At 69.4% G+C, this 26,504-nt stretch carries 27 protein-coding genes and 1 riboswitch; of the genes, 18 read left to right on the plus strand and 9 right to left on the minus strand.

Going from position 1 to position 26,504, the window contains the following annotated elements; genetic code table 11:
* Window positions 1-82 precede the first annotated feature (82 nt).
* Window positions 83-1,477 carry an FAD-binding oxidoreductase gene (locus tag OG430_RS30045; protein ID WP_327355750.1) on the plus strand — a complete coding sequence of 465 codons (1,395 nt, stop codon included), beginning with the start codon at window positions 83-85 and terminating at the stop codon, window positions 1,475-1,477.
* Window positions 1,478-1,566: 89 nt separating this feature from the next.
* Here the strand turns inward: OG430_RS30045 and OG430_RS30050 are convergent, their stop codons facing one another.
* Window positions 1,567-2,040 carry an SsgA family sporulation/cell division regulator gene (locus tag OG430_RS30050; RefSeq protein ID WP_327355751.1) on the minus strand — a complete coding sequence of 158 codons (474 nt, stop codon included), beginning with the start codon at window positions 2,038-2,040 and terminating at the stop codon, window positions 1,567-1,569.
* 221 nt (window positions 2,041-2,261) lie between these two features.
* Here OG430_RS30050 and OG430_RS30055 point away from each other — a divergent pair, with 221 nt between their 5' ends.
* Together OG430_RS30055 and OG430_RS30060 are read left to right on the plus strand one after the other, a co-directional pair.
* Window positions 2,262-3,845, plus strand: coding sequence for an RDD family protein (locus tag OG430_RS30055; RefSeq protein ID WP_327355753.1), 1,584 nt, complete (start codon window positions 2,262-2,264; stop codon window positions 3,843-3,845).
* 234 nt (window positions 3,846-4,079) lie between these two features.
* Window positions 4,080-4,907, plus strand: a complete 828-nt coding sequence (locus OG430_RS30060; protein WP_327355755.1) for an RDD family protein — start codon at window positions 4,080-4,082, stop codon at window positions 4,905-4,907.
* 81 nt (window positions 4,908-4,988) lie between these two features.
* On the opposite strand, the gene OG430_RS30065 is transcribed toward OG430_RS30060, so the two are convergent.
* Window positions 4,989-5,273: a hypothetical protein gene (locus tag OG430_RS30065; protein ID WP_327359278.1), complete on the minus strand. Its 285-nt coding sequence runs from the start codon at window positions 5,271-5,273 to the stop codon at window positions 4,989-4,991.
* A 405-nt stretch (window positions 5,274-5,678) separates the two neighbouring features.
* On the opposite strand from OG430_RS30065, the gene OG430_RS30070 reads away from it, so the two are divergent.
* Both OG430_RS30070 and OG430_RS30075 read left to right on the plus strand, forming a co-directional pair.
* Window positions 5,679-8,102, plus strand: a complete 2,424-nt coding sequence (locus OG430_RS30070; RefSeq protein WP_327355756.1) for an immune inhibitor A domain-containing protein — start codon at window positions 5,679-5,681, stop codon at window positions 8,100-8,102.
* Window positions 8,103-8,225: 123 nt separating this feature from the next.
* Window positions 8,226-8,540 carry a hypothetical protein gene (locus OG430_RS30075; RefSeq protein WP_327355758.1) on the plus strand — a complete coding sequence of 105 codons (315 nt, stop codon included), beginning with the start codon at window positions 8,226-8,228 and terminating at the stop codon, window positions 8,538-8,540.
* Window positions 8,541-8,686: 146 nt separating this feature from the next.
* Here OG430_RS30075 and OG430_RS30080 read toward each other — a convergent pair whose 3' ends face one another.
* Both OG430_RS30080 and OG430_RS30085 read right to left on the minus strand, forming a co-directional pair.
* On the minus strand, window positions 8,687-9,274 hold the full coding sequence (locus OG430_RS30080; protein WP_327355759.1) for an isochorismatase family protein: 588 nt from the start codon (window positions 9,272-9,274) through the stop codon (window positions 8,687-8,689).
* Window positions 9,275-9,453: 179 nt separating this feature from the next.
* Window positions 9,454-10,782 carry a nicotinate phosphoribosyltransferase gene (locus OG430_RS30085; RefSeq protein WP_327355760.1) on the minus strand — a complete coding sequence of 443 codons (1,329 nt, stop codon included), beginning with the start codon at window positions 10,780-10,782 and terminating at the stop codon, window positions 9,454-9,456.
* 89 nt (window positions 10,783-10,871) lie between these two features.
* Between OG430_RS30085 and clpS the strand changes: the two genes are divergently transcribed.
* The 10 genes from clpS (at window position 10,872) to OG430_RS30135 (ending at window position 19,204) form a co-directional block, all read left to right on the plus strand.
* Window positions 10,872-11,198, plus strand: a complete 327-nt coding sequence (clpS, locus tag OG430_RS30090; RefSeq protein WP_327355761.1) for an ATP-dependent Clp protease adapter ClpS — start codon at window positions 10,872-10,874, stop codon at window positions 11,196-11,198.
* Window positions 11,198-11,788 (plus strand): DUF2017 domain-containing protein, encoded by a 591-nt coding sequence (locus OG430_RS30095; protein WP_327355762.1) that lies wholly within the window; start codon window positions 11,198-11,200, stop codon window positions 11,786-11,788. The genes clpS and OG430_RS30095 overlap by 1 nt, the downstream gene beginning before the upstream one ends.
* A gap of 356 nt (window positions 11,789-12,144) precedes the next feature.
* Window positions 12,145-13,629 (plus strand): amino acid permease, encoded by a 1,485-nt coding sequence (locus tag OG430_RS30100; protein ID WP_327355763.1) that lies wholly within the window; start codon window positions 12,145-12,147, stop codon window positions 13,627-13,629.
* A gap of 134 nt (window positions 13,630-13,763) precedes the next feature.
* On the plus strand, window positions 13,764-14,186 hold the full coding sequence (locus OG430_RS30105; RefSeq protein ID WP_327355764.1) for a M67 family metallopeptidase: 423 nt from the start codon (window positions 13,764-13,766) through the stop codon (window positions 14,184-14,186).
* Window positions 14,187-14,188: 2 nt separating this feature from the next.
* Window positions 14,189-14,306, plus strand: a riboswitch (cobalamin riboswitch).
* A gap of 45 nt (window positions 14,307-14,351) precedes the next feature.
* The gene (locus OG430_RS30110) at window positions 14,352-15,335 is read left to right on the plus strand and encodes an ABC transporter substrate-binding protein (protein WP_327355765.1); all 984 of its coding nucleotides are present in this window, start codon (window positions 14,352-14,354) and stop codon (window positions 15,333-15,335) included.
* Between the two features lie 461 nt (window positions 15,336-15,796).
* Complete coding sequence (locus tag OG430_RS30115) at window positions 15,797-16,840, plus strand: FecCD family ABC transporter permease (RefSeq protein WP_442816740.1); 1,044 nt, start codon at window positions 15,797-15,799, stop codon at window positions 16,838-16,840.
* A 9-nt stretch (window positions 16,841-16,849) separates the two neighbouring features.
* Window positions 16,850-17,665 carry an ABC transporter ATP-binding protein gene (locus OG430_RS30120; RefSeq protein WP_327355767.1) on the plus strand — a complete coding sequence of 272 codons (816 nt, stop codon included), beginning with the start codon at window positions 16,850-16,852 and terminating at the stop codon, window positions 17,663-17,665.
* Between the two features lie 69 nt (window positions 17,666-17,734).
* Window positions 17,735-17,836, plus strand: coding sequence for a putative leader peptide (locus tag OG430_RS30125; protein ID WP_327355768.1), 102 nt, complete (start codon window positions 17,735-17,737; stop codon window positions 17,834-17,836).
* A 137-nt stretch (window positions 17,837-17,973) separates the two neighbouring features.
* Window positions 17,974-18,252: a MoaD/ThiS family protein gene (locus OG430_RS30130; RefSeq protein ID WP_327355770.1), complete on the plus strand. Its 279-nt coding sequence runs from the start codon at window positions 17,974-17,976 to the stop codon at window positions 18,250-18,252.
* Window position 18,253: 1 nt separating this feature from the next.
* A complete protein-coding gene (locus OG430_RS30135; protein ID WP_327355772.1) occupies window positions 18,254-19,204 on the plus strand; it encodes a PLP-dependent cysteine synthase family protein in 951 nt (316 codons plus the stop codon).
* A gap of 154 nt (window positions 19,205-19,358) precedes the next feature.
* Here OG430_RS30135 and rdgB read toward each other — a convergent pair whose 3' ends face one another.
* From rdgB to OG430_RS30155, 4 genes are all read right to left on the minus strand, one after another.
* Window positions 19,359-19,961 (minus strand): RdgB/HAM1 family non-canonical purine NTP pyrophosphatase, encoded by a 603-nt coding sequence (rdgB, locus tag OG430_RS30140; RefSeq protein ID WP_327355773.1) that lies wholly within the window; start codon window positions 19,959-19,961, stop codon window positions 19,359-19,361.
* A gap of 43 nt (window positions 19,962-20,004) precedes the next feature.
* Window positions 20,005-20,391, minus strand: a complete 387-nt coding sequence (locus tag OG430_RS30145) for a hypothetical protein (protein WP_327355774.1) — start codon at window positions 20,389-20,391, stop codon at window positions 20,005-20,007.
* A gap of 149 nt (window positions 20,392-20,540) precedes the next feature.
* Window positions 20,541-21,278: a ribonuclease PH gene (gene rph / locus OG430_RS30150; protein WP_327359279.1), complete on the minus strand. Its 738-nt coding sequence runs from the start codon at window positions 21,276-21,278 to the stop codon at window positions 20,541-20,543.
* A 110-nt stretch (window positions 21,279-21,388) separates the two neighbouring features.
* A complete protein-coding gene (locus tag OG430_RS30155; RefSeq protein ID WP_327355775.1) occupies window positions 21,389-21,622 on the minus strand; it encodes a PTS glucose/sucrose transporter subunit IIB in 234 nt (77 codons plus the stop codon).
* Between the two features lie 202 nt (window positions 21,623-21,824).
* On the opposite strand from OG430_RS30155, the gene OG430_RS30160 reads away from it, so the two are divergent.
* The 3 genes from OG430_RS30160 (at window position 21,825) to OG430_RS30170 (ending at window position 25,645) form a co-directional block, all read left to right on the plus strand.
* Entirely contained in the window at window positions 21,825-23,123 is a 1,299-nt protein-coding gene (locus OG430_RS30160; protein WP_327355776.1) for a PTS transporter subunit EIIC, read from the plus strand.
* A 308-nt stretch (window positions 23,124-23,431) separates the two neighbouring features.
* A complete protein-coding gene (locus OG430_RS30165; RefSeq protein ID WP_327359280.1) occupies window positions 23,432-24,649 on the plus strand; it encodes a PTS transporter subunit EIIC in 1,218 nt (405 codons plus the stop codon).
* A gap of 87 nt (window positions 24,650-24,736) precedes the next feature.
* Complete coding sequence (locus OG430_RS30170) at window positions 24,737-25,645, plus strand: DUF7916 family protein (RefSeq protein ID WP_327355777.1); 909 nt, start codon at window positions 24,737-24,739, stop codon at window positions 25,643-25,645.
* On the opposite strand, the gene OG430_RS30175 is transcribed toward OG430_RS30170, so the two are convergent.
* On the minus strand, window positions 25,642-26,394 hold the full coding sequence (locus OG430_RS30175; RefSeq protein ID WP_327355778.1) for an MBL fold metallo-hydrolase: 753 nt from the start codon (window positions 26,392-26,394) through the stop codon (window positions 25,642-25,644). The two genes, OG430_RS30170 and OG430_RS30175, sit on opposite strands and share 4 nt — an antisense overlap.
* Window positions 26,395-26,504 lie beyond the last annotated feature (110 nt).

Consider the following 26,504-nt stretch of genomic DNA (forward strand, 5'->3'; position numbering starts at 1 on the left):
TCAATACGAAGAACACATCGGTGCATGCGCGAGGGTTCGCAGACGGGTTCACACCGATGGCCCCGAGTGCCAGGCTGAGATCATGAACGCCGCCCCCGGTCAGCCTTCCCAGGACACCCTCGTCGGCCGCCTGCGCGACGGGCTCCCCGCCGACGCCGTCCTCACCGACCCGGACGTCACCGCCGCGTACGCCAATGACATGGCGAGCTTCTGCGAGGCCGGGACCCCCGCCGTCGTCGTCCTGCCGCGCACCGTCGAACAGGTCCAGCACGTGATGCGCACGGCCACCGCGCTGCGCGTCCCGGTCGTCCCGCAGGGCGCGCGCACGGGCCTGTCCGGGGCGGCCAACGCCTCCGACGGCTGCATCGTGCTCTCGCTCGTCAAGATGGACCGGATCCTGGAGATCAGCACGATCGACCGGATCGCGGTCGTCGAGCCGGGCGTCGTCAACGCCACCCTCTCCCGCGCGGTCAACGAACACGGCCTGTACTACCCGCCGGACCCCTCCAGCTGGGAACAGTGCACCATCGGCGGCAACATCGGCACGGCCTCGGGCGGCCTGTGCTGCGTGAAGTACGGCGTCACCGCGGAGTACGTCCTCGGGCTCGACGTCGTCCTCGCCGACGGGCGCCTGCTGACGACGGGCCGCCGCACGGCCAAGGGCGTCGCCGGGTACGACCTCACCCGGCTCTTCGTGGGCTCCGAGGGCAGCCTCGGCATCGTCGTACGCGCGATCCTCGCCCTGAAGCCGGAACCACCCGGGCAGCTGGCGCTGGCAGCCGAGTTCGGCTCAGCGGCCGCGGCCTGCGACGCGGTGTGCAAGATCATGGAGGGCGGCCACGTCCCCTCGCTCCTGGAACTGATGGACCGTACGACCGTCCAGGCCGTCAACAACATGGCGCACATGGGCCTCCCGGAATCCACCGAGGCCCTGCTGCTCGCCGCCTTCGACACCCTCGACCCGGCCGCCGACCTCGCCGCGGTCGGTGCGCTCTGCGAGGCCGCGGGTGCCACTCAGGTCGTGCCCGCCGAGGACCATGCGGAGTCCGAACTGCTGCTCCAGGCAAGGCGGTTGTCGCTCACCGCGCTCGAAGCCGTCAAGGGCACCACGATGATCGACGACGTCTGCGTGCCCCGCTCGCAGCTCGCCGCCATGCTCGAAGGCACGGCCGCCATCGGCGAGAAGTACGGCCTCACCATCGGCGTCTGCGCCCACGCGGGCGACGGCAACACCCACCCCACGGTCTGCTTCGACGCCCAGGACCCGGACGAGTCCCGGCGGGCCCGCGAGTCCTTCGACGAGATCATGGCCCTCGGCCTGGAACTCGGCGGCACGATCACCGGCGAGCACGGCGTGGGCGTCCTCAAGAAGGAGTGGCTGGCGCGCGAGATCGGGCCGGTGGGCGTCGAACTGCAGCGCGGGATCAAGGAGACGTTCGATCCGCTGGGGATCCTCAACCCCGGAAAGCTCTTCTGAAGGCTCTTCCGATCGATTCGATCCGATCCGATCTTCTGAGGCGCGCATGCCGGATGCGCGTACGTTCCGTACGTTCACTCGTACGTTGCTCACTCACCGTCCTTCGACTCGTCGGAGGGCCAGGGGTCCCTGAGCCAGAGATCGTCGGCCGGGGTGGGCGCGAGCAGCTCGGCGAGGCCGTCGTCGATGCCGAGCTGCTCGGACTCAGAGCCCGGAGGGACCATCCGCAGGGTGCGCTCCAGCCAGGCGGACACGGCGGCGGCCGGCGCCTCGAGGAGCGCGTCGCCGTCGGGCGAGGACAGTGCCATCAGGACGACGCTGCGGCCGTCCAGCTTGGTCGGCCAGACCCGCACATCGCCGTGACCGCAGGCGCGGAAGACGCCCTCGACCAGGAGTTCACGGGCGAAGGTCCAGTTGACCGGCTGGTCGGAGCCGACGTGGAAGGTGATGTGCACGGCGTACGGATCGTCGGTGCGATAGACGAGCCGGGCCGGTACGGGAATGCTGCGCTCGGGCGACAGCACCAGCTTGAGCTCCAGCTCGCGTTCCACCACGGTGTGCATCTCGGTGCGTTTCCTTTCGACTTGTACTGCACGGCCCGGGCCGTGGAGCAGGCCCGTACAAGCAGAGAGGGCGTCGGCGCCGTTCCCTTACGCGACTTTTCAGAGTTTCTTTTTGATGCCCGGAAAGTGGACGGAACCCGGGGACCGGCCCGCCCGGGTCCGGCGGTCTGATAGATGTGGAGCCTCCACAAGACCACCGAGCAGATACGGGACGACGGACCATGAGCGCCCCAACTCCGGCACCGGGCGACAGCAGCCCCACGTCTGGCTACTACCCCGACCCGTCCATTCCCGGATATGTCCGGTATTGGAATGGTGCGGCCTGGGTTCCGGGTACAAGTCGCCCTGCCCCGGCGGAGGGTGAGCCCATGCCGGCCCCTCCGGGCCAGGGTGGCGCTCCGGCCGCTCCCGCCCCCGCTCCCGCGGCTCCGGTGGAGGAGACGGGCCCGGTCTTCCTGGACGAGGAGCCCGGTGCCGCGGCCCCCGACGAACTGCACGGCGCCCGCCCCGAGCCCGCCTCCGCCTGGGGCGCGGACGCGTCGCGGCAGGCCGGGTTCGGTGGGGAGCAGGACCAGCGCGTCTCCTGGGGCTCGCCCCAGCAGGGCGCTCCGCAGCAGGCCCCGCAGAACACTCAGGCTCCCGGCGCCCCGCAGCCGGACCCGCGCGCCGGGCAGCAGGCCCCGGCCGCCGAACCGGTCGAGCCCGCCGAGCAGCCCGCGCCCGCGGCGCCCCCGGCGGGGAACGAGCGCAGGGACGGCACCGTGATGATGCGCGCGGCCCGCCCCGGCGCCGGCGCGCCCCGCAACGACGGGGACCGGGCCCCGGCCCGGCAGGCCGAGACTCCGCAGCCGCCGGCCGAGCAGGCCGACGGGCACACGGTCATGGTGCGCCGCCCGCGCCCCGCCGCGTCCGGTGGCGCGGCTGCCGGTGGCGCGGCCTCCGCGCAGCCCGGCCCGGCCGCTCAGGCGCCCGTCGCCGACGGCACGATGGCGATCCGGGCCCTGCCCGCGAACGCCGCCCGGCCCGCTCCCGCCCAGGGCGGCGGTTACGGCTATCCGCCGCAGCAGGGCACGCCCGGCGTTCCCGCGCAGCCCGCGAACTCCGGCTCGGGGTACGGCTATCCACCGCCCGCCGCCGCCGCGGCCGCGTCCTCCCCAATGGCCGTCGCGGGGCCCGGTGGGGGTGCCGCGTCCTGGCCGCAGCAGGTGCAGCAACTGGCGCAGGGCGGTGGCGAGGCGCAGGGGCAGGCGCAGGCCGGGGCGCCCGCGCCGATCCGGCCCGTGACGGTCGACCCGTTCCTGGCGGCGGCGCAGGCCGCGGCGGCGGCGCGGCCCGCGGGGCTCGGGCGGCGGCTCCTTGCCCGGCTCATCGACACGATCGTGCTGGTGGCGGTCGTCGGCGGGGCGGCGTTCCCGTTCGTGGGCAAGACCCTCGACCACATCGACGACAAGATCGAGGCGGCGAAGCAGTCGGGCCTGAAGACCACGGTGTGGCTGCTCGACGGCACGACCTCGGTGACGCTGGGCGTCGTGCTCGGCGTACTGCTGGTCTTCGGCGTCCTCTACGAGGCGCTGCCGACGTCCAAGTGGGGGCGCACGCTCGGCAAGAAGCTCTGCAAGATCGAGGTCCGCGACATCGAGGAGTACGCCCCGCCGACGTTCGGCGCGGCCCTGCGCCGCTGGTTCGTGTACGTGGTGCCGGGCCTGCTGGTGGTGGGCGTGCTCGGCGTCCTGTGGTGCCTGTGGGACCGCCCGTGGAAGCAGTGCTGGCACGACAAGGCGGCGCGGACGTTCGTGGCGGGCTAGCTTCTTTTCCCCACCCCGCCCCTTCCCGAAAGGCTGCCGCCGGCATCTCTTCAGCCCGTCCGGCGTTTGAGGACACCGCCCGCAGGGCGGAAGGCGGCGCAGCCCGCGGCGGCAGCCGCTGATGTCACAGTCGGGAAGGGGCGGGGCGGGGCGGGGAGCAATCCGTACCCTGAGGGTCCCCCGAATGGCCCCACCAGGCGTGCGCCCGGCAGGGCCATGCGGTCGACTCGGCCCATGACGACCCAACCGCCGCCCCCCGGTGCAGGACAGCCGGAGGACGACCCGTATCTGAAGCAGCCGCCCGCCGGCAGTGGCGGCGGCTCCCCCTACGACGCGCCTCAGCCTCCGCAGGGCAACGGCGGATCCCCGTACGACCCACCGCCCGCCTCCGGAGGCAACGGCGGCGGCTACGGCGCCACACCCCCGCCCCCGCCCCCCTCCGGAGGAGACAGCGGCGGCTTCGGCGCGGCACCCCCGCCACCCCCGCCCGGCGCAGGCGGAGCCGGCGGCTACGGTGCACCGCCGCCCGGTGGCGGCAACCCGTACGGCGGCGACCCCTACGGCGGCGGCTACGGCGGCTCCGACCCGCTCGCCGGAATGCCGCCCCTCGCCGACATCGGCAAGCGGCTCCTGGCCCGCTTCCTCGACATCCTGGTCATCGTCATCCCGATCTCGCTGCTCTCCACGCTGACCGGCAGCATCAAGGTCACCGCGGACAAGGGCGAGGACTTCGGCGACGTCGTGGCCGATGCCAACAGCGGCGGCCAGTGGCTCTGGAAGATCATCGCGCTGGCCGCGTACGTCCTCTACGACTGGCTGATGGTCCGCAAGAACGGCCAGACGCTCGGCAAGAAGTGGCTGGGCCTGCGCGTCGCGAACCTCAGCGACGGCAGCACCCCGGACTCGAGCGCGGCGCTGACCCGCGCCGCGGTCCTGCAGATCCCCGCCGTGCTCTGCTGCTGCGTCTGGTGGCTGATCCTCATCGTGCTGATCGCGTCGGACAAACCGTACCGACAAGGTCTGCACGACAAGGCGGCGAAGACCGTGGTGGTCACCGTCTGACCCACGCCTCACCCCACGTACGACAGCGTGTTGGGCGGGCCCGAGAGTCTTCGGGCCCGCCCAACACGCTGTCGTGTGACGTCAGTTGCGCAAGGAATGCTCGGCGGCACGCGACTCCGCGCCGGTGTGCAGGCGCTGTACCGGCACTCGCTCCTCGACCGGTTCGGGCGCGGCCAGGGGTTGTCGGGGTGCGGGCTTCGGCATGGGTACCGTCACCGCCACCAGGAGGCCGAGGCCGAGCGCGGCGAGGGTGATGACGGCGACGCCGATGCCCGTACGGGTCTGCGAGAGCAGCAGCATGGCGAGCGTGGAGAAGACCACGGTGGCCGAACCGTAGGCGAGCTGTGCGGCAGTCGGACGAGGCAGGGCGTAACCAGGCATGGCGGAACCGTCCTTGCATGGACAGTGGTTGCGGGGGAGTCGTTCGACTTCGCTGAGCGCGCCGTCAAGTAACTCTATTGGGCTGGATTCCCGAGTGGAACGGTTGGTAAGCGTGACCTAACCCACGGTCGCGAAGCATGGGGGGCGCACGGGTTCATTCGGCTGTCCAGTACGCGAGACGAACGCGCTGGTGCCGTTGCGTGACCTGCCTGAGGTGTCCGGATAGCGCAACACGGCCACCGCGTAACGCACTTGGGCCACACAAGTCAAGGTCTGTCTTTTCTCTGGTAACTCCGGTCGAATGTCGTCACTTGTGACACGCGACATGGCGCGCGGAACTCATCCGACTCCTCATCCGCAGGCGCGGTCGCGGGGGAGGACTGCATCCAAGTGACCAAAGAAACGAGCACCAGCGGCAGACGGCGCACCGTACGCGCCGTGGCTGTGCTGGCGGCACTGGCGGCGACCGGAGCCACGGCTTCGGCGTACGCCACGGCCCAGGCCGACGAGCGGGGCCCCAACGCCCCGGTGGAACGCCGGGACCCGGCACCCGCGAAGGGCCAGGACACCGAGCACGATCTGAAGGGCCCCTTCAGCGAGAAGCAGGAGAAGCTGCGCGAGGAAGCCCTCAAACAGCTCATATCCGGCGACGCGAAGAAGACGAAGCGCGGCGCCTCCGACGTCGTCAAGCTCGACGACGGAAAGTACGTCGAGCTGGGCCGCCAGAAGACCGACAAGATCTTCACGATCCTGGTCGAGTTCGGCGACAAGGTCGACGACACGACCATGTACGACCCGGACGGTCCCGAGGGCCCCAAGCCCCCGGAGAAGAAGTACGGCGGCGCCCCCGGCCCGCTGCACAACAAGATCGCCAAGCCGGACCGCACCAACGACAACTCCACGGCCTGGCAGGCGGATTACAACCGTCAGCACTTCCAGGACCTGTACTTCTCCAAGGACAAGAAGAAAGAGTCCGTGAAGAAGTACTACGAGAAGCAGTCCTCGGGCCGCTACTCGGTCGACGGTGAGGTCTCCGACTGGGTCAAGGTCGAGGCCAACGAGGCCCGTTACGGCTCCAACTACTGCGGCGACACCAACTGCGCCAACGTCTGGGACGCCGTCCGCGACGGCACCAAGCAGTGGGCCGCCGACCAGAAGGCCGCCGGCAAGACCGACGCCGAGATCAAGGCCCAGCTCGCCAAGTACGACGAGTGGGACCGCTACGACTTCGACGCCGACGGCAACTTCAACGAGCCCGACGGCTACATCGACCACTTCCAGATCGTGCACGCGGGCGAGGACGAGTCCGCGGGCGGCGGCGTCGAGGGCACCAACGCCATCTGGGCGCACCGCTGGTACGCGTACGGCACCGACGCCGGCAAGACCGGCCCCGCCGACAACAAGGCGGGCGGCTCCCAGATCGGCGACACCGGCGTCTGGGTCGGCGACTACACGATGCAGCCGGAGAACGGCGGCCTCGGCGTCTACGCCCACGAGTACGGCCACGACCTGGGTCTGCCGGACCACTACGACACCAGCGGCGGCGGCGAGAACTCCACCGCCTTCTGGACGCTGATGTCGTCGGGCTCCTGGCTCGGCACCGGCAAGGACCAGATCGGCAACCTGCCGGGCGACATGACCGCCTGGGACAAGCTGCAGCTGGGCTGGCTGGACTTCAAGGAGGGCGTGACCTCCAAGACGAAGTCCACGCACAAGCTGGGCCTCGCCGAGTACAACACCAAGAACGAGCAGGCCCTCGTGGTCGAGCTGCCCGCCAAGCCGGTGACGACCACCATCGCGAAGCCCGCCGAGGGCACCAAGCAGTGGTGGAGCGGCCAGGGCGACGACCTCAAGAACACCCTGACGCGCAGCGTCGACCTCACCGGCAAGTCCAAGGCGAGCCTGGACCTTTCGGCGTGGTGGGACATCGAGGAGAACTACGACTTCGCGTACGCGGAGGTCTCCACCGACGGCGGTGCCAACTACACCGCCCTCGACGGCACCGCCGACGGCAAGCCGCTCCCGCGCGACGGCAGCGACAAGCCCGGTCTGACCGGCACTTCGGGCGCGTACAAGAAGCTCAACTTCTCCCTCGACGCGTACGCGGGCAAGAAGATCGACCTGCGCTTCCGCTACCAGACCGACGGCGGCTACTCGCTCAAGGGCCTGGCCGTCGACGCGATCAGCGTCACCGCGGACGGCGCCGCGCTGTTCACGGACGGCGCCGAGGGCGACGACAACGGCTGGACGGCGAAGGGCTTCTCGCGCATCGGTGAGTCCTTCACCAAGGACTACCCGCAGTACTACATCGCGGAGAACCGTCAGTACGTGTCGTACGACAAGACCCTCAAGGTCGGTCCGTACAACTTCGGTTGGGCCGACACGCGGGACAACTGGGTCGAGCACTTCCCGTACCAGAACGGCCTGTTGATCTGGCAGTGGGACACCTCGCAGGCGGACAACAACACGAGCCAGCACCCGGGCAAGGGTCTGCTCCTGCCGATCGACTCGCACCCGAAGGCCGAGAAGTGGACCGACGGCACGCTGATGCGCTCGCGCATCCAGTCGTACGACTCGCCCTTCAGCCGCTACCGGACCGACTCCGTCACGCTGCACAAGAACGGCGTGGCGAAGAAGATCCCCGCCCGGGCCGGCGTGCCGGTCTTCGACGACGGTCACTGGGTGTCGTACTACGACCCGTCGAACCCGCTCGCCAGCGTGAAGGTCACTGACACCAACACGCGGATCGAGATCCTGAAGGAGCCGAAGAACGGCGAAACGATCACTGTCCGAGTGGGCCCGTCCACGGACTGAGTGACATCACCGCAGGTCAGAACGTGATCGGCCGCGACCCTCTAGCGGGTCGCGGCCGATCGTGTTTAGGTGCGTCCTGTGAGTTCCTTATTGACGCGACGTCTCACGGGGGTGTGATGCGGGATGGCTGGAGGAGGCTTCAGCAGGCTGCCCGGTGGCAGTGTGGTGGTGGCGGTGGCTCTGCCGAGCCCGGCGGGTGAAGGGCGGCGGATACGTGTCCTGGTGCACGCGGCGAACCGTGCGCGGGCGCTGACGCGGCTACGGAATCTGGGGCTCCGGTCGGTGTACTTGCGGGGGAACAGCGAGCCCCCGACGCCGGATGAGATCACGGCGGTGCTGCACCATCCGGACGGGCTGATCTGGCGCACGGCACCGGACGACGTGGACGAACTGTGGCATCCGATTCGGGCGCTGCTGCGTCCGGCTCGTCCCGCTTGATCTTTTCCCCACCCCGCCCCTTCCCGAAATCCTGCGGAGCTGTGTCCTCAAGCGCCGGACGGGCTGATTCATCAGCCCGTCCGGCGCTTGAGGACAGTCTTTTCAGCCGGCGGCAGCCTTACGGGAAGGGGCGGGGAGGGGATAAATCAAACGATGGGCTTCCCGCTCAGCTCGACCCCCGCCGAACGCAGCTCCTCCAGGGCGGCCTCCGTGGTCTCCTCGGCCACCCCGGCCGTCAGGTCGAGCAGGACCTGGGTCCGGAAGCCCTCCCGGGCCGCGTCCAGCGCAGTGGCCCGCACGCAGTGGTCGGTGGCGATACCGACGACATCCACCTCGGACACCTCACGGGCCCGCAGCCACGCCGAGAGCGTGACCCCGTTCTCGTCGACCCCCTCGAACCCGCTGTAGGCGGCCGCGTACGCCCCCTTGTCGAAGACCGCGTCGATCGCCCCGGAGGCGACCGTCGGCGCGAAGTTCGGGTGGAACCCGACCCCCTCCGTGCCCGCCACGCAGTGCGCCGGCCAGTGGTTGCGGAAGTCGGGGTTGTCCGAGAAGTGGTCACCGGGCGCCACGTGGTGGTCGCGGGTGGCGACCACGTGCTGGTAGCAGGCCCCGGCCGTCTGGCCGACCAGATCCGTGATCGCCGCAGCGACGTCCGCGCCACCCGCGACCGCGAGGCTGCCGCCCTCGCAGAAATCGTTCTGCACATCCACGACAATCAGGGCGCGGCGCATGATGGGTTCCTTCAGCTGGAGAGTGCGGCGGGGGCCCGGCCTCATGACCGAGCGTAGAGACTCCAAGTGCGTTGCGGGAGAGGGCATTTGGCTGCTAAGGGACGTTGCGTTGCATGCCCGCTCACCCGGGGTTCATGCGCACTCGGCCGGGCGTACGCCCCTGGAGGCGTACGGCGCGATCACACGTACTCGGTCGGAATGACCGCTTCCCCGCGGGACAGCTGCGTCGCGGACAGCGGCAGCCGGTCGCGGGCGGCCGCATGCCGGTCGCGTACGACGTCGAGCGGTTCCCGAGCCACGATCTCGCCGCCCTTGACCAGCTCTACGAGGAGCTGCTGGTCGGCAAGGTCCGCCGGGACCGGACCGGTGCCGATGACCTCGGCCTCGGCGTGCCCGTCGGAGCCGATGCGGCGCGCGGCCCACTTGCGGCCGCCGATCGAGGACTTGCCGCCGAGCGACTTCTTCGCGACCGCCTCGAGCGGCGCCTTCGGGTCGGCGGACTTCGCGCGGGCCACCAGCTTGTAGACCATCGAGCAGGTGGGGTGCCCGGAGCCGGTCACCAGCTGGGTGCCGACGCCGTACGCGTCCACGGGCGCGGCGGCCAGGGAGGCGATGGCGTACTCGTCGAGGTCGGAGGTGACGGTGATCTTGGTCTTGGTGGCGCCGAGGTCGTCCAGCTGCTGGCGTACCCGGTGGGCGACGAGCAGCAGGTCGCCGGAGTCGATGCGTACGGCGCCCAGCTCGGGCCCGGCGACCTCCACGGCCATCCGGACCGCCTCGGCCACGTCGTACGTGTCCACGAGCAGCGTCGTGCCCCGGCCCAGCGAGTCGACCTGCGCCGTGAAGGCGTCCAGCTCGCTGTCGTGCAGCAGCGTGAAGGCGTGCGCCGAGGTGCCGACGGTGGGGATGTCGTAGCGGAATCCGGCCGCGAGGTCCGAGGTGGAGGTGAAGCCGCCGACGTACGCCGCACGCGAGGCGGCCACCGCGGCCAGCTCGTGCGTGCGCCGCGCGCCCATCTCGATCAGCGGCCGGTCCCCGGCGGCGGACGACATGCGCGAGGCCGCCGCGGCGATCGCCGAGTCGTGGTTGAGGATCGAGAGGATCACGGTCTCCAGGAGCACGCACTCGGCGAAGGAGCCCTCCACCCGCAGGATCGGCGAGCCAGGGAAGTAGATCTCGCCCTCCGGGTAGCCCCAGATGTCGCCGCGGAAGCGGTAGCCGGCGAGCCATTGAAGGGTCGGCTCGTCGACGATGCGGCGCTCGCGCAGGAAGCCGATGACGTCCGCGTCGAAGCGGAAGTTCTCGACCGCGTCCAGGACCCGCCCGGTGCCCGCCACGACGCCGTACCGGCGCCCCTCGGGCAGTCTGCGGGTGAAGACCTCGAAGACCGAGCGCCGCTCGGCCGTGCCGGCCTTCAACGCTGCCTGCAGCATCGTCAGCTCGTAGTGATCCGTGAAAAGCGCCGTCGACGGGACATCCACCGGCAGCCCAAGGTCCGCAGTGTTCATGGCAGGGAGCCTAGCGCACATCTCGTCACTCTGACGATTTCTAGCGCCGTCCAGGGCCGTTTGTGCGGTGCCCGCCCTCAAGTGGCAGCATGGGACAGGTGAGTGTGGCTCCAGATGTGGCTCCCGTAGAGATCGAACGCACCGAATCGGCCGAGGAGGTCTCCGTCGTTGCCGAGCCGGACGTCCCTTGGGTCACGATCGTCCACAACGACCCGGTCAACCTGATGAGCTACGTGACGTATGTCTTCCAGACCTACTTCGGCTATTCGAAGGACAAGGCGCACAAGCTGATGCTCGACGTGCACCACAAGGGCCGCGCCTGCGTCTCCAGCGGGAGCCGCGAGGAGATGGAGCGCGATGTGCAGGCCATGCACGGCTACGGCCTGTGGGCGACGTTGAGCCAGGACCGCAACTGATGGCCGGACACTTCGAGCCGATCCCCGGCGGCGGCGCGGCCGTCGCCCTCGACGAGGTCGAGATCTCCATCCTGCGCTCCCTCGCGGTGCAGCTCCTGGAGCTGATCGGCCCCGGCCCCGGCGGTGAGATCTCCGACGACCCCCTCGCGGAGCTCTTCGCGGAGGGGCCGAGCGAGCCGCCGTCCGACCCGGTCCTGCAACGCCTCTTCCCGGACGCGTACGGCGACCCGGAGGTCGTCCCGGACGACCAACTCAAGGAGTATTCCGCCGAGTTCAGGCGCTTCACGGAGAACGACCTGCGGGCCGGCAAGCGGGAGAACGCCCTCGTGGTCGTACGTTCCCTCGACGCGCTCAGCTCCGGCGGCGAGGGCGGTGCCGTCCTCAAGCTGTCGGTCGAGGAATCCCGGCAGTGGATGGGCACGCTCAACGATCTTCGGCTCGCGGTCGCCTCCCGCCTCGATGTCATCGCCGACGAGGACACGGAGCTGCTCTACCGGCTCCCGGACTCCGACCCGCGCAAGCCGATGGTGATGGCGTACCTCTGGCTCGGCGGGCTGCAGGAGACGCTCGTCGAGACCTTGATGGCCTGATTCGGGACGCCGACGTCCCGGCGATCTTCGCGAGGTGTCCGCTGGGCGATGTGTTCGCTCAGCGGACGCTCAAATCCGCATAACGATCGCGTCACCAAGCGGTAGCCCTTTGGTGCCCCCAGGGACCTTTGTCCCCTTTTTCATGTGCTGTCCGCCACAAAGGTCTTGTTTCTCCCCTGTTGTGCGCGTGATAAATGTTCACGACCACCTGACGGACGCCACCCATGTTCCGGTCAGGGGCGCCCCACCGACGGATCGTCGGTAGGCACAGCTCCATCCACATCCGGGGGGATCGGGACCCGATCCGGGCGCGTACACAAGTACGGCCGGGTCGGCATGGAGAAAGGCGCACCAACATGACCTCAGTGCAGGTCGACAGCAAGTCCGACGGCAATGGGGCCGTGCAGGACGGCGGCCCTGAGGGCACGTCCGGCGAGGGATACCAGCGAGGACTCGGATCCCGTCAGATCCAGATGATCGCGATCGGCGGCGCCATCGGCACCGGCCTGTTCCTCGGTGCCGGCAAGGGCATCTCCAAGGCGGGCCCCAGCCTGATCCTGGCCTACGCCATCGCGGGCCTCGTCATCTTCTTCATCATGCGGGCGCTCGGCGAGCTCCTCATGTACCGCCCGGTGTCGGGCTCCTTCTCCGAGTACGCGCGTGAGTTCGTCGGCCCCTTCATGGGCTTCGTGACCGGCTGGACGTACTGGCTCTTCTGGGTCGTCACCGGGATCACCGAGGTCACCGCGGCGTCCGAGTACATGCAGTTCTGGACCAAGAACGCCGACGGCGTGCTCAATCAGCCGCAATGGGTGTTCGCCCTCATCTTCACCGTCGTGCTCTTCCTCGTGAACCTGGTCTCCGTGAAGCTCTTCGGTGAGCTCGAGTTCTGGTTCTCGATGGTCAAGGTCACCGCGATCATCGGCATGATCCTGATCTGCGCCGGCATCCTCACCGTCGGCTTCTCCGACGCCGGAGACACCGCCTCCATGACGCTGCTGTGGTCCGAGGGCGGGTTCTTCCCCAAGGGCATCGGCTCCACGCTGATGACGCTGCAGCTGGTCATGTTCGCCTTCCTCGCCGTCGAGCTGGTCGGCGTCACCGCGGGCGAGTCCAAGGACCCGAAGACCGTCCTGCCCAAGGCCATCAACGCCGTGCCGTGGCGCATCGCCGTCTTCTACGTCGGCGCGCTGATCATGATCCTTTCGGTGGTGCCCTGGACCCACTTCCAGCCGGGCGTCAGCCCGTTCGTGGCCGCCTTCGAGAAGATGGGCCTCGGCGTCGGCGCCGCCATCGTCAACTTCGTGGTCCTCACCGCGGCGCTGTCCTCCTGCAACTCGGGCATGTACTCCACCGGCCGCATGCTGCGCGACCTCGCGCTCAACGGCCAGGGCCCGAAGGTCTTCACCAAGCTCACCAAGAACGGCCTGCCGCTCATCGGCACCAGCGTCTCCGCCTCGCTGATGCTCGTCGGCGTCTGGATCAACTACGAGTTCCCCGGTGAGGCGTTCAACTACGTCGTCTCCTTCGCGACCATCTCCGGCATGTGGGCCTGGATCGCGATCCTGGTCAGCCAGATCAAGTACCGCCGCAAGGCCGACCGCGGGGAGCTCCCGCAGTCCACCTTCAAGGCACCCGGTGCCCCGTACACCAGCTGGTTCGCGCTGCTCTTCATCGGCATGGTGATCGTGCTGATGGGCATCGACAAGGACTCGCGGATCTCGCTGTACGCGGCCCCGCTCTGGGCCCTGATCCTGGGCGTCGGCTACCTCGCCATCCAGCGCAAGAACGGCTCGGGAACCCCCTCGGTCAACGCGCAGACCGAGGACGCCAAGAGCTAGCGATCGTCCGGGACGGGCGCTTCCTGCCGGGTGCCCGTCCCGTGCCTGCGTCTCATGAGCCCGTCTCATGAACGCGTCTCACCAGATGGGCCGTGGATCTCAGATCCACGGCCCATCTGCTTATTCTCATGGGCATGCTCACCATCACCCAGGCGCTGCACGACCAGCTCGTCGCCCACGCCCGCAAGGACCACCCCGACGAGGCGTGCGGCGTCATCGCGGGCCCGGCCGGCTCGGACCGGCCGGAGCGCTTCATCCCGATGCTGAACGCGGCCCGCTCGCCCACGTTCTACGAGTTCGACTCCGGCGACCTGCTCAAGCTGTACCGCGAGATGGACGACCGGGACGAGGAGCCCGTCGTCGTCTACCACTCGCACACGGCGACCGAGGCGTACCCCTCCCGGACCGACATCTCGTACGCCAACGAGCCCGGCGCGCACTACGTCCTGGTGTCGACCGCCGACGAGGACGAGGCGGGCCCGTTCCAGTTCCGCTCGTTCCGGATCGTCGACGGCGAGGTCACCGAGGAAGACGTCAGGGTCGTACAGGCATACTGAGCTTCGACCTTGAGGCGGCAGGAGCCAGGAACCCGGTGCGAATCCGGGACGGTCCCGCCACTGTGACCCCACCTTTTGCCGGTGGGGGAGTCAGGAACTGACCTGCCGCCTTCTTCCACGCAACTCGAGGGGACGCGGAAATCCCCTTCAGGAGGCAGCTCAGCCATGCCCCGGCCCCTGCGCGCACTCGTCGCGACCCTGGCCCTGCTCACCCCGCTCACGGCCTGTGCCGGCGCTCCCGGAGGCGGTGACAAGCCCGCGGCCGAGGCCGCCGGGTTCCCGTACACGGTGAACAACTGCGGGGTGAAGACCACCTTCTCGGCGCCGCCCGAGCGTGCGGTCACACTGAACCAGCACGCCACCGAGGTGCTGCTCGAACTCGGCCTGGCGGACCGGATCGCGGGCACGGCGTATCTGGACGACAAGGTCCTGCCCAAGTACGCGAAGGACTACGAGGCCCGGCCGGTGCTCGCCGCCGAGTACCCCTCGTACGAGAAGCTCCTGGCCGCGAATCCCGACTTCGTCTACGGCGGCTACGCGAGCGCCTTCGCGGCGAGCGAGGGCCGGTCGCGGGCGGCCCTCGCCAAGTCCGGGATCGAGACCCGCCTCAACGTCGAGAACTGCGCGGGCGGCCGGGCGGTGACCATGAAGGACGTCTACCGCGAGGTCCGCGAGGCGGGGTCCACCTTCGGGGTACGGGCCCGGGCGGACCGCTGGGTGGCGGGGGCCGAGCGTGAAGTCGCTGCCACGGCCGAGCAGTTGAAGGGTACGAAGCCCCTGTCGGTCTTCGTCTACGACAGCGGCGACAAAACGGCCTTCACGGCGGGCGGCAAGGGCATCGGCAACGAGATCATCACCCGCGCCGGGGGCCGCAACGTCTTCGCCGACCTCGACAAGTCCTTCGGCGACGCGTCCTGGGAGAACGTGGTCGAGCGGGCCCCCGAAGTGATCGTGATCTACGACTACGGCGGCACCACGGTCGCCCAGAAGAAGCGCCGCCTCCTGGCGGACCCGGCCCTGGCCGACGTCCCGGCCATCAAGAACAAACGCTTCGCGGTACTCCCGCTGTCGGACGCGGTGCTGGGCGTACGGGCGCCGGCAGCGACAGCAAGGCTGGCGGCTCAACTCCACCCGGACGCGACGAAGTGAGCAGCGGACCGGGACCAACGGGGGAGCAAACCTCGCAGGGCGCTTCCTCACTCTCCCCGCGGGCGGGCGAGCGGGGGCCGCAGGGCGCCGCCCCACCCTCCCCGCGGTCGGGGGAGCAAACTTCGCAGGGCGCTTCCTCACTCTCCCCGCGGGCGGGCGAGCGGGGGCCGCAAGGCGCTTCCCCACCCTCCCCGCCAACCCTGCGGGCAGGCGTGCCCCAGGGCGACGTCCCACCCCCACTTCCCTTGCGGGCAGGCGTGCCCCAGGACGCGCCCCCGCCCTCCCCGCTCCCGCCCAACCTGCGGGCAGGCGTGCCGCAGGGCGGCACGGGTGGGCGCAGCCGAAGGTGCCGCATGCCGTTGCAGAGGGGCGATGGGGGTCTACCCCTGGGCCGGAGGTGCCGCAGGCCTTTGCAAAGGGGCGATGGGGGGCTACCTCCAGGCCGAAGGCGCCGCATGCCGATGAAGCGGGGCCACGGGGGCCGGCCCCCGTACGCCCTGGTCATAGCCATACTCGTCGTCGCCCTGGCTGCAGCCACAGTCGCCGGACTCGCCCTGGGCCCAGTAAGAATCGCCCCGACCGAAGTGGTCGAGATCCTCACGGGCCAGGCAAGGCCCAGCCCCTTCCGCACCATCGTCCTCGACGTAAGACTCCCCAGGGTCCTGCTCGGCGCAGCCGTCGGCGCGGGCCTGGCCGTAATCGGAGCCGTGCTGCAAGCCCTCGTGCGGAACCCCCTGGCCGACCCCTTCCTCCTGGGAGTGTCGTCCGGAGCGAGCGCCGGCGCAGTCGGCGTCATCGTCCTGGGCGGCAGCCTGGGCCTCGCGGGCGTGGCCACGACCCTCACCATCCCGGCCGCCTCCTTCGCGGGAGCCCTCGCCAGCCTGGCCCTGGTCTACGCCCTGGCCAGAAGTGGCGCCGGCGGCTTCACCACCGGCCGTCTGATCCTCGCCGGAGTGGCGGTCGCGTACATTCTCTCCGCCCTGACCAGCCTCCTCCTCGTCACCTCGGCCCGCGCCGACCACCTCCAGGAAGTCCTCTACTGGACCCTCGGCGGCCTCGGCAGCGCCCGCTGGGACATGCTCGCCCTGCCCCTGACCGCCCTCGCCGCGGGCACCGCACTCCTGCTCGCCCTGGCCCGCCCCCTCGACCTGCTCCTCGTCGGCGAGGAGGGCGCCACCGTCCTCGGCCTCGACACGGCCCGCTTCCGCCGAGCGATCTTCGTGCTCGCCTCCCTCCTCACCGGCGTCCTCGTCGCGTACAGCGGAGCGATCGGCTTCGTCGGCCTGATGGTCCCGCACGCCGCCCGCATGCTCGTCGGTGCCGCCCACCGCAGGCTGCTCCCCGTCGCGGCCCTGACCGGCGCCGTCTTCCTGGTCGCAGCCGACCTCGCCGCCCGCACGGTCGCCGCCCCGCAGGACATCCCGGTCGGCATCCTCACGGCCCTCACCGGAGGCCCGTTCTTCCTCTGGCTGCTGCACCGCAGCCGCACCTCCGAAGGGTCCTAGGCGGCGACGATGCTGCGTACCGAAGCACTCGGCTACGAGACGACCGGCGGCCGCACCCTCGTCGACGCGGTCACCCTGCACGCCGACAAGGGCGAGACCGTGGGCCTCGTCGGCCCCAACGGCAGTGGAAAGACCACCCTGTTGAGATGCGTCTACGGCACCCTCGCCCCCACCTCCGGCCGCGTCCTCCTAGACGGCGAGGACCTGCGTACGCACTCCACCAAGGCCCGCGCCCGCCGCATCGCCACCGTCCCGCAGGACGGGCAGGCCGGCTTCGAGCTGACCGTCCAGCAGGTCGTCGCGATGGGCCGCTCCCCGCACAAGAGCTTCTGGGAGCAGGACACCCCGCACGACGAGACGCTCGTACGCGAGGCCCTCGCCGAGGTCGGCGTCGCGGACCTCGCCCAGCGCCCCTTCGACCGGCTCTCCGGCGGCGAACGCCAACGCGCCCTGGTGGCAAGGGCGTTGGTGCAGGATCCAGACCTGCTCGTCCTCGACGAACCCACCAACCACCTGGACATCCGCTACCAGCTGCAGATTCTCGGCCTGGTCCGCACCCTCGGCACCACCAACCTCCTCGCCCTGCACGACCTGAACCTGGCCGCGTACTACTGCGACCGCCTCTACGTCCTCCAGGACGGCCGCGCCGTGGCATCCGGCCCGCCCGGCGACGTGCTCACCCCGGACCTCCTGGCCTCGGTGTACGGGGTGAACGCCGAGGTCACGGTGCATCCGACGACCGGCGCGCCCACGGTCACCTACCTGCCGGGCCCGGCTCCCACTGCGGCCCCCGCCCCTCAGGTGCCGGTGGAGGTGTCCGAGTAGCGGACGATTTTCGTCCAGCATTCGAGATCACATTCCGGAATGCGGGAGGGGAATCGATACGATGAGCCCATGGTTATCGACGACGTGAACGACAAGACGCCGGGCATGCTGCTCGTGGCGCGCCTTCACGTCGACCTGTGCAGGATCGGCAGCGCCATCTGTCCGCGCTGACCCCTGCCGTCATCCGGCCGTGAGCCGAGGCGCGCCCGTCCGCGTACCACCCCCGTTTCCACCGGTCTCCCCGGGCAGAAATGCCTGGCCAGGCCGTGCGTGCCACCGACTACGAAACTTCCGACAGGAGCCCAGCCATGGCCATCGAGGTCCGCATCCCGACCATCCTCCGCACCTACACCGACGGCGAGAAGGCCGTGAACGGCAGCGGAGCCACCCTTGCCGACCTCTTCGCCGACCTCGAGACCCGGCACACGGGCATCCAGGCCCGCATCGTGGACGGCGAGCAGCTGCGCCGCTTCGTGAACGTGTACCTGAACGACGAGGACGTCCGCTTCCTGGACGGCATCTCCACCAAGCTCGCCGACGGCGACAACGTCACGATCCTCCCCGCGGTCGCCGGCGGTTCGGTCTGACATGCGGTACGACTCCCCGCTCGCCGCGGTGGGCAACACGCCCCTCGTCCGCCTGCCGCGGCTGTCCCCGTCCGCCGACGTACGGATCTGGGCCAAGCTCGAGGACCGCAACCCGACCGGCTCGGTCAAGGACCGCCCCGCGCTCCACATGATCGAACAGGCCGAGAAGGACGGCCGGTTGACGCCCGGCTGCACCATCCTCGAGCCGACGTCCGGCAACACCGGCATCTCGCTCGCGATGGCGGCCCGGCTCAAGGGCTACCGCATCGTCTGCGTCATGCCCGAGAACACCTCGTCCGAGCGGCGCGAACTCCTCGCCATGTGGGGCGCGGAGATCATCTCCTCGCCGGCGGCGGGCGGTTCCAACACGGCGGTACGCGTCGCCAAGGAGCTCTCCGCCGAGCACCCGGACTGGGTGATGCTCTACCAGTACGGCAACCCGGACAACGCGGGCGCGCACTACGCCACGACCGGCCCCGAGATCCTCGCCGACCTGCCCTCGATCACGCACTTCGTGGCGGGGCTCGGCACGACGGGGACGCTCATGGGCGTGGGCCGCTTCCTGCGCGAGCAGAAGCCGGACGTGAAGATCGTCGCCGCCGAGCCGCGCTATGACGACCTCGTCTACGGTCTGCGCAACCTGGACGAGGGCTTCGTCCCCGAGCTGTACGACGAGACCGTCCTGACCACCCGCTTCTCGGTCGGCTCGGTCGACGCGGTGACGCGTACGCGGGAACTCCTGCAGCAGGAGGGCATCTTCGCGGGTGTGTCGACCGGTGCCGCCCTGCACGCGGCCATCGGCATGGGCAACAAGGCGGTGCGTGCGGGGGAGTCGGCGGACATCGCGTTCGTCGTGGCCGACGGGGGCTGGAAGTACCTGTCGACCGGGATCTACACGGCGGCCACCACGGAGGACGCGGTGGCGGCGCTGCACGGCCAGCTCTGGGCTTGATTTCTTCCCCACCCCGCCCCTTCCCGAAATCCTGCGGAGCTGTGTCCTCAAGCGCCGGACGGGCTGACAAAGTCAGCCCGTCCGGCGCTTGAGGACAGTCTTTGCAGCCGGCGGCAGCCTTACGGGAAGGGGCGGGGAGGGGCCGAAATAGACCTCAGCCCAACAACTCCCGCACCACGGGCACCAGTTCGCGGAACGCCTTCCCGCGATGGCTGATCGCGTTCTTCTCCTCGGCCGTCATCTCCGCACAGGTCCGCGACTCCCCGTCGGGCTGCAGGATCGGGTCGTACCCGAAGCCGCCCGACCCCGACGGCGCATGCCGCAGCACCCCCCGAAGGCGACCTTCGACAACCCGCTCCGTCCCGTCCGGCAGGGCCAACGCAGCCGCGCACGCGAAGTGCGCCCCCCGATGCGGATCGGCGATGTCCCCGAGCTGCGCAAGCAGAAGCTCCAGGTTCGCCACGTCGTCCCCGTGCCGCCCGGCCCACCGGGCCGAGAAGATCCCGGGCGCACCCCCGAGCACGTCCACGCACAGCCCGGAGTCGTCCGCGACCGCGGGCAGCCCGGTCGCCTGGGCCAGGGCATGGGCCTTGAGCAGCGCGTTCTCGGCGAACGTGACGCCGGTTTCCTTGACATCGGGGATGTCGGGATAGGCGTCCGCGCCGACGAGGTCATGGGTGAGCCCTGCGTCGGCGAGGATCGCTTTGAGTTCGGTGATTTTCCCGGCGTTGCGGGTGGCGAGGATCAGGCGCGTCATGCCCCGATTATCGGCCCTGCGCCGGCCCGCCGGGTTCAGCGGGTCAGGACGTGCAGGCCTTGGTGATCTCGCCGGAGGCATCCAGGACGGGCCCGAGGTCCGGGGTGTTGTCGCCGTTCTTGATGGCGGTCCGGACGTTGTCCACGGCCTTCTGAAGGTCGTTGACGCCCTTGTCGACATCGACGTTGTCCGTCTTGTCGGTGATCTCGCCGAGGTTCTCGTCGATCCGGTCGAGCGCCTTGTCCGCCTGGAGCGGGTTCTCGGCGGCGTCCTGTGCCGCCTGCTGCAGATCGGACACGCTGCCCGCGATGGCGTGGGCCGTCTGGGCGCAGTCGAGGGCCTTCTCGACCGCGCTGCAGCTGATGGCGAGTGGCGCGACAAGGGCCACGGTGGCGACGGCTATGGCGGTACGGCGGCGGCGCAAGGCCATGGAACGTTCCCCTCCCTGAACCGGACGGGCGCACGGATGTGCCCGTACGCCCGTATCCGGATCCCGTATCTGTATGAACGCCCGCAGGGGCGTGCCTGGTTGCGTGGCGGCCGATCTTCGCAGGCGGCCGGCCGCCCCGGCCGGGGCGGTCAGCGCGCGAGCGTCTCCTCGAGGGCCTTGCGCTGCAGCGCGGCGAGCTCGTCGCAGCCGCCGACGGCGAGGTCGAGGATCGAGTTCAGCTCGTCGCGGGCGAAGGGCTCGGCCTCGGCGGTGCCCTGGACCTCGACGAAGCGGCCGTCGCCGGTGCAGACGACGTTCATGTCGGTGTCGGCGCGTACGTCTTCCTCGTAACAGAGGTCGAGGAGCGGTACGCCGCCGACGATGCCGACGCTGACCGCGGAGACGGTGCCGGTGAGGGGCTGGCGGTTGGCCCGGATGAGCTTCTTGCCCTGGGCCCAGGAGACGGCGTCGGCGAGGGCGACGTACGCGCCGGTGATGGCGGCGGTGCGGGTGCCGCCGTCGGCCTGCAGGACGTCGCAGTCGAGGACGATGGTGTTCTCGCCGAGGGCCTTGTAGTCGATGACGGCGCGCAGCGAGCGGCCGATCAGTCGGCTGATCTCGTGCGTACGCCCGCCGATCTTGCCGCGGACGGACTCGCGGTCGCCGCGGGTGTTGGTGGAGCGGGGGAGCATCGAGTATTCGGCGGTGACCCAGCCCTCGCCGCTGCCCTTGCGCCAGCGCGGGACGCCCTCGGTGACGGAGGCGGTGCAGAAGACCTTGGTGTCACCGAAGGAGATGAGCACGGAGCCTTCGGCGTGCTTGCTCCATCCGCGTTCGATGGTGATGGGGCGGAGCTGTTCGGGGGTGCGACCGTCGATACGAGGCATTGAGGACATGCCGTCGAGCCTATCGGCATGCGAGAAGGCCCCGTTCCGGTCGTCCGGATCGGGGCCTTCTCGGAACTCAATGGGCCGCTGGGCCCAGTGGGTTCAAAGGCTCACATCATGTCTTCGATGTCGGCGGCGATCGGGTCGGCGTCGGTGCCGATGACGACCTGGATCGCGGTGCCCATCTTGACGACGCCGTGGGCGCCGGCGGCCTTGAGGGCGGCTTCGTCGACCTTGGCGGGGTCGACGACCTCGGTGCGAAGGCGGGTGATGCAGCCCTCGATCTCCTCGATGTTGTCGATACCGCCGAGCCCGGCGACGATCTTCTCAGCCTTGGTGGCCATGTCTTTCTCCCTGTTCACGTAACGCAGCCTCGGCCCACCGCGTGGTCCGTTTCGTCACGGTAACGCACGGTTGGCGCAACTTCGCGGGCGGTGACACCGCCCGTACCCAAAGATGGCGAGCACGAGGACCGACCCCGTCCCGCAACTGGTCTACACCAGTTTCCAACGACAGCCAAACGCGGCTTGTTCCGGGAGGACGACCATGAGCACGAATGCCGCGGCCGCAGCCAAACCGAGTCATTGGGGGAACCTCCTCCAAGGGCTCCAGAAGATGGGCCGCAGCCTGCAACTGCCCATCGCCGTGCTCCCTGCGGCGGGCATCGTGAACCGGCTCGGCCAGCCCGACGTCTTCGGCGCCGACGGCCTCGGCTGGACCAACGTCGCCAAGGTCTTCGCGGGCGCGGGCGGCGCGCTGCTCGATGCCACCCTCGGTCTGCCCCTGCTGTTCTGCATCGGTGTCGCGATCGGCATGGCCAAGAAGGCCGACGGTTCGACCGCGCTCGCGGCAGTGGCCGGATTCCTCGTCTACCGGGGCGTGCTGAACCAGTTCCCGGTGGACTGCCCGGACGGCCAGGCCCTCGCGGGCAACCAGTGCGTCGACTACGCGGCGAAAGCCGCCGCCAATGCGACGTACCAGAACCCGGGCGTCTTCGGCGGCATCATCATGGGTCTGCTCGCCTCGTTCTTCTGGGTCCGCTTCCACCGCACCAAGCTGATCTCCTGGCTCGGCTTCTTCAACGGCCGCCGGCTCGTCCCGATCATCATGGCGTTCGTCGGCATCGTCTTCGCCGTGCTCTGCCTGTGGGTCTGGCCGCCGATCGGTGACGCCCTGGAAAGCTTCTCCAGCTGGCTGGAGGGACTGGGGGCCGTGGGGTCGGGCATCTTCGGCGTCGTCAACCGCGGCCTGCTGGTGATCGGCCTCCACCAGTTCCTGAACGTGCCGATGTGGTTCCAGTTCGGCTCGTACACCAAGCCCGACGGCCAGGTCGTGCACGGCGACATCAACATGTTCCTCAGCGGCGACCCCAGTGCGGGCATCTATCAGACGGGCTTCTTCCCGATCATGATGTTCGCCCTCCCGGCGGCCTGCCTCGCGATGGTCCACTGCGCACGGCCCGAGCGGCGCAAGGTGGTCGGCGGCATGATGCTTTCGCTGGCGCTGACCTCGTTCGTCACGGGGATCACCGAGCCGATCGAGTACTCCTTCATGTTCGTCGCGCCCGTCCTGTACGCGGTCCACGCGGTGCTCACCGGCGTCTCGATGACGGTGACCTGGGCCTTGGGCGTCAAGGACGGCTTCAGCTTCTCCGCGGGTCTGATCGACTACGCCATCAACTGGGGCCTGGCGACGAAGCCCTGGATGATCATTCCGATCGGCCTGTGCTTCGCGGCCGTGTACTACGCGATCTTCCGCTTCGCGATCACCAAATGGAACCTGCCGACCCCGGGCCGAGAACCCGAGGAAGAGGCGGCGGAGCTGGAACGGGAGAACGTCAAGTAGTCGCCTGAGGCGCCCTATTGTGCTTCCGGAGAGTGACCAAAGGCCCTTGAACCGCAGTCGGTTCGAGGGTCTTTTGTCATGCATGTCCCGATGTGTTCCAGGCCACTGGAATCGCAGGTTCCTTATCTGACCTTCACCGTGCTACAACAGGTCTACACCACTAATTGGTGTAGACCACATGGCCTTGTCCGGGCCGTGTCTTCTGAGCGACGTCGCCGTCCCCCACTTGTCCTCTGGCGGCGTCATGCCCACTGGAGGAAGTTGTGTCCACGGCTGCCGCACCTGCGGCAAAGAAGCGCTCCAGCGTGATGTCGGTCATGCAGCGCATCGGCCGCAGCCTCATGCTGCCCGTCGCGGTGATGCCCGCAGCCGCGCTGCTCGTGCGTCTCGGCGCCACCGACATGCTCGGCCGGGAGTCCTTCCCGACCTGGATCACCAAGATCGCCGGCTACATGGCGGCCGGTGGTGGCGCGATCATCGACAACATCGCGATCCTGTTCTGCGTGGGTATCGCGATCGGCTTCGCCAAGAAGTCGGACGGCTCGACCGCCCTCGCGGCCGTCGCCGGTTACCTCGTCTTCCAGAAGGTGCTCGCCACCTTCACGGACAGCAACCTGAAGCAGATCGAGACCGTCGTCGACGGAAAGGTCGCCCTGGTCGACGCCCCCGTCAACGCCGGTGTCCTCGGCGGTGTCGTCATGGGCATCGTCGTTGCCCTGCTCTACCAGAAGTTCTACCGGACCAAGCTGCCCGACTGGGCCGGCTTCTTCGGTGGCCGCCGCCTGGTCCCGATCCTGTCGTCCTTCGCGGGCCTGGTCATCGGCATCCTCTTCGGCCTCATCTGGCCGGTCCTCGGCACGGGTCTGCACAACTTCGGTGAGTGGCTGGTCGGTTCGGGCTCCGTCGGTGCCGGCATCTTCGGTGTCGCCAACCGTGCGCTGATCCCCGTCGGCATGCACCACCTGCTCAACTCCTTCCCGTGGTGGCAGGCCGGCACCTACGAGGGCGCCAGCGGCGACATCCCGCGCTTCCTCGCCGGTGACCCGTCCGCCGGACAGTTCATGACCGGCTTCTTCCCGATCATGATGTTCGCCCTCCCGGCGGCATGCCTCGCGATCACCCACTGCGCCCGCCCCGAGCGTCGCAAGATCGTCGGCGGCATGATGTTCTCCCTCGCGCTCACCGCCTTCATCACGGGCATCACCGAGCCGATCGAGTTCACCTTCATGTTCATCGCGCCGGTCCTCTACGCGATCCACGCGGTCCTGACCGGTGTCTCCATGGCGCTCACCTGGGCCCTCGGCATGAAGGACGGCTTCGGCTTCTCGGCCGGTGCCATCGACTACCTGCTGAACTTCAGCAAGGAGAACACGCAGAACCCGCTGGGCCTGGCCCTGGTCGGCCTCTGCTTCGCCGCGGTCTACTACGTGGTCTTCCGCTTCGCGATCACCAAGTGGAACCTCCCGACGCCGGGCCGTGAGTCCGACGAGGAGCTCGCCGAGCTGGAGAAGGCAGAGGCGAAGTAAGCCTCTGTCCCACTCGGGACCAAAGCCCCCGGTCGTTGGTACCAACGACCGGGGGCTTTGTCATGCAATGCCGCATACCGTCGATATATGACGACCCGAATCCTCGACCTCGACCGCGAACAGCTCTCCGCCCTCCGAGGCCGAGAGCTCACCGCCGCCGTCGCCGCCGCCGAAGGCCGCACCATGATCGGCGAGGTCTTCGCCGAGCGTGCCGCGATGATCCCCAACCCCGGTGGCCGCGGCGTGCACAACATGGAGCTCGTCTCCGCCTTCGGCGCCGACATCGTCATCCTCAACCTCATCGAGCGCGCCTGGGACGGCGAGAAGCTCGACCTGCCGGGCCTCGGCACCTTCACCTCGATCGCCGACCTCGCCGCGTACATCGGCCGCCCCGTAGGCATCAACCTCGAACCCGGCGACGTACCGGAAATCCGCCGTGCCAAGCCCGAGCACGCCAAGAAGCTCATCGACATGGGCGCCGCGATGCTCTGCATCACCGCCAACCCCGGCACCGGCGGCTCCTTCGAGGGCATGGCCCGCGTCACCGAGGAGCTGCGCAGCGGTCTCGGTGACGACGTCGCGCTGTGGAGCGGCAAGATGCACCACGCGGGTCACGTCGAGCGGGTCACCACCGCCAAGCTGACCGCCCTGGTCGACGCGGGCGCCGACGGCGTCGTCATGCCGCTGCCCGGCACCATGCCCGGCGTCACCAAGGAACTGGCCGCCAAGGCGGTCGCCGCGGTGCAGGACGCGGGCGCGATCGTGATGGGTGCGATCGGTACGAGCCAGGAGGGCTCGCACCGCAACATCGTTCCCCAACTCGCCCTCAACGCCAAGGAGATCGGCTTCGACGCCCATCACTTCGGCGACTCGTACATCCCCGGCATGTGCGACCCGGAGGTCTTCTACGACTACTCCGTCGCCATCCGCGGCCGCCGCCACACCTGGAACCGCATGGCCATCAGCGGCCGCGGCTTCCGCACCACCGAGCGTTAGATCTCGTACGTCGCGCCCGGGCGGGCCAGTTCGACGGGGCCGTCGAACGCCGCCCGTGCGTCGGCGAGGTTCACCTGGCCGTCCGTCCACGGCGGAATGTGCGTGAGGACGAGGCGCCCGGCCTCCGCCCGCCGCGCGGACTCGCCCGCCTCGCGGCCGTTGAGGTGCAGATCGGGAATGTCTTCCTTGCCGTGCGTGAACGACGCCTCGCACAGGAACAGGTCGCTCCCCGCGGCCAGTTCGTCGAGCTGCGTGCACACGCCCGTGTCCCCGGAGTACGTCAACGTACGGCCGTCGTGCTCGATCCGGATCGCGTACGCCTCCACCGGATGGCACACCTTCTCCGTGCGCACCGCGAACGGGCCGATGTCGAACGACCCCGACTTCAGCGTCTGGAAGTCGAAGACCTCACTCATCGACGACGCCGACGGGGTGTCCGCGTACGCCGTGGTCAGCCGCTGCTCCGTGCCCTCCGGCCCGAACACCGGAATGGCGCCGGCCCGGCCGCCCTCGTGCCGGTAGTAGCGGGCCACGAAATAGCCGCACATGTCAATGCAGTGATCGGCGTGCAGATGGCTCAGGAAGATCGCATCGAGATCGTAGAGACCACAGTGACGCTGCAGCTCGCCCAGGGCACCGTTGCCCATGTCGAGGAGCAGCCGGAAGCCGTCGGCCTCGACGAGGTAGCTCGAGCAGGCCGAATCCGCGGACGGAAACGACCCCGAGCAGCCGACGACAGTGAGCTTCATGGAGCGGGGACCTCCGCGCTGGCAGGACGGACGGGGGCTATGCGGCTTCGGTGGTGCGGTTCGTCGAGCGTAAGGCGCAAAAGGACCCGTCGTTCCTACCTCCCCGGGCG

The sequence above is a fragment of the Streptomyces sp. NBC_01304 genome, assembly GCF_035975855.1.
In the GTDB taxonomy this organism is placed as follows: domain Bacteria; phylum Actinomycetota; class Actinomycetes; order Streptomycetales; family Streptomycetaceae; genus Streptomyces.

Excerpts from the sequence above, each read along its gene's own strand:
- OG430_RS30100 (WP_327355763.1), top strand. The coding sequence starts at position 12,145 with ATGACCTCAGTGCAGGTCGACAGCAAGTCCGACGGCAATGGGGCCGTG.
- OG430_RS30170 (WP_327355777.1), top strand. The coding sequence starts at position 24,737 with ATGACGACCCGAATCCTCGACCTCGACCGCGAACAGCTCTCCGCCCTC.
- OG430_RS30115 (WP_442816740.1), top strand. The coding sequence starts at position 15,797 with ATGAAGCGGGGCCACGGGGGCCGGCCCCCGTACGCCCTGGTCATAGCC.
- OG430_RS30145 (WP_327355774.1), bottom strand. The coding sequence starts at position 20,391 with ATGGCCTTGCGCCGCCGCCGTACCGCCATAGCCGTCGCCACCGTGGCC.
- OG430_RS30045 (WP_327355750.1), top strand. The coding sequence starts at position 83 with ATGAACGCCGCCCCCGGTCAGCCTTCCCAGGACACCCTCGTCGGCCGC.
- OG430_RS30130 (WP_327355770.1), top strand. The coding sequence starts at position 17,974 with ATGGCCATCGAGGTCCGCATCCCGACCATCCTCCGCACCTACACCGAC.
- OG430_RS30055 (WP_327355753.1), top strand. The coding sequence starts at position 2,262 with ATGAGCGCCCCAACTCCGGCACCGGGCGACAGCAGCCCCACGTCTGGC.
- OG430_RS30060 (WP_327355755.1), top strand. The coding sequence starts at position 4,080 with ATGACGACCCAACCGCCGCCCCCCGGTGCAGGACAGCCGGAGGACGAC.
- OG430_RS30160 (WP_327355776.1), top strand. The coding sequence starts at position 21,825 with ATGAGCACGAATGCCGCGGCCGCAGCCAAACCGAGTCATTGGGGGAAC.
- OG430_RS30075 (WP_327355758.1), top strand. The coding sequence starts at position 8,226 with ATGGCTGGAGGAGGCTTCAGCAGGCTGCCCGGTGGCAGTGTGGTGGTG.
- OG430_RS30095 (WP_327355762.1), top strand. The coding sequence starts at position 11,198 with ATGGCCGGACACTTCGAGCCGATCCCCGGCGGCGGCGCGGCCGTCGCC.
- clpS (WP_327355761.1), top strand. The coding sequence starts at position 10,872 with ATGGGACAGGTGAGTGTGGCTCCAGATGTGGCTCCCGTAGAGATCGAA.
- OG430_RS30105 (WP_327355764.1), top strand. The coding sequence starts at position 13,764 with ATGCTCACCATCACCCAGGCGCTGCACGACCAGCTCGTCGCCCACGCC.
- OG430_RS30125 (WP_327355768.1), top strand. The coding sequence starts at position 17,735 with ATGGTTATCGACGACGTGAACGACAAGACGCCGGGCATGCTGCTCGTG.
- OG430_RS30135 (WP_327355772.1), top strand. The coding sequence starts at position 18,254 with ATGCGGTACGACTCCCCGCTCGCCGCGGTGGGCAACACGCCCCTCGTC.
- OG430_RS30165 (WP_327359280.1), top strand. The coding sequence starts at position 23,432 with ATGTCGGTCATGCAGCGCATCGGCCGCAGCCTCATGCTGCCCGTCGCG.
- rph (WP_327359279.1), bottom strand. The coding sequence starts at position 21,278 with ATGCCTCGTATCGACGGTCGCACCCCCGAACAGCTCCGCCCCATCACC.
- OG430_RS30085 (WP_327355760.1), bottom strand. The coding sequence starts at position 10,782 with ATGAACACTGCGGACCTTGGGCTGCCGGTGGATGTCCCGTCGACGGCG.
- OG430_RS30110 (WP_327355765.1), top strand. The coding sequence starts at position 14,352 with ATGCCCCGGCCCCTGCGCGCACTCGTCGCGACCCTGGCCCTGCTCACC.
- OG430_RS30120 (WP_327355767.1), top strand. The coding sequence starts at position 16,850 with ATGCTGCGTACCGAAGCACTCGGCTACGAGACGACCGGCGGCCGCACC.
- rdgB (WP_327355773.1), bottom strand. The coding sequence starts at position 19,961 with ATGACGCGCCTGATCCTCGCCACCCGCAACGCCGGGAAAATCACCGAA.
- OG430_RS30080 (WP_327355759.1), bottom strand. The coding sequence starts at position 9,274 with ATGCGCCGCGCCCTGATTGTCGTGGATGTGCAGAACGATTTCTGCGAG.
- OG430_RS30175 (WP_327355778.1), bottom strand. The coding sequence starts at position 26,394 with ATGAAGCTCACTGTCGTCGGCTGCTCGGGGTCGTTTCCGTCCGCGGAT.
- OG430_RS30050 (WP_327355751.1), bottom strand. The coding sequence starts at position 2,040 with ATGCACACCGTGGTGGAACGCGAGCTGGAGCTCAAGCTGGTGCTGTCG.
- OG430_RS30155 (WP_327355775.1), bottom strand. The coding sequence starts at position 21,622 with ATGGCCACCAAGGCTGAGAAGATCGTCGCCGGGCTCGGCGGTATCGAC.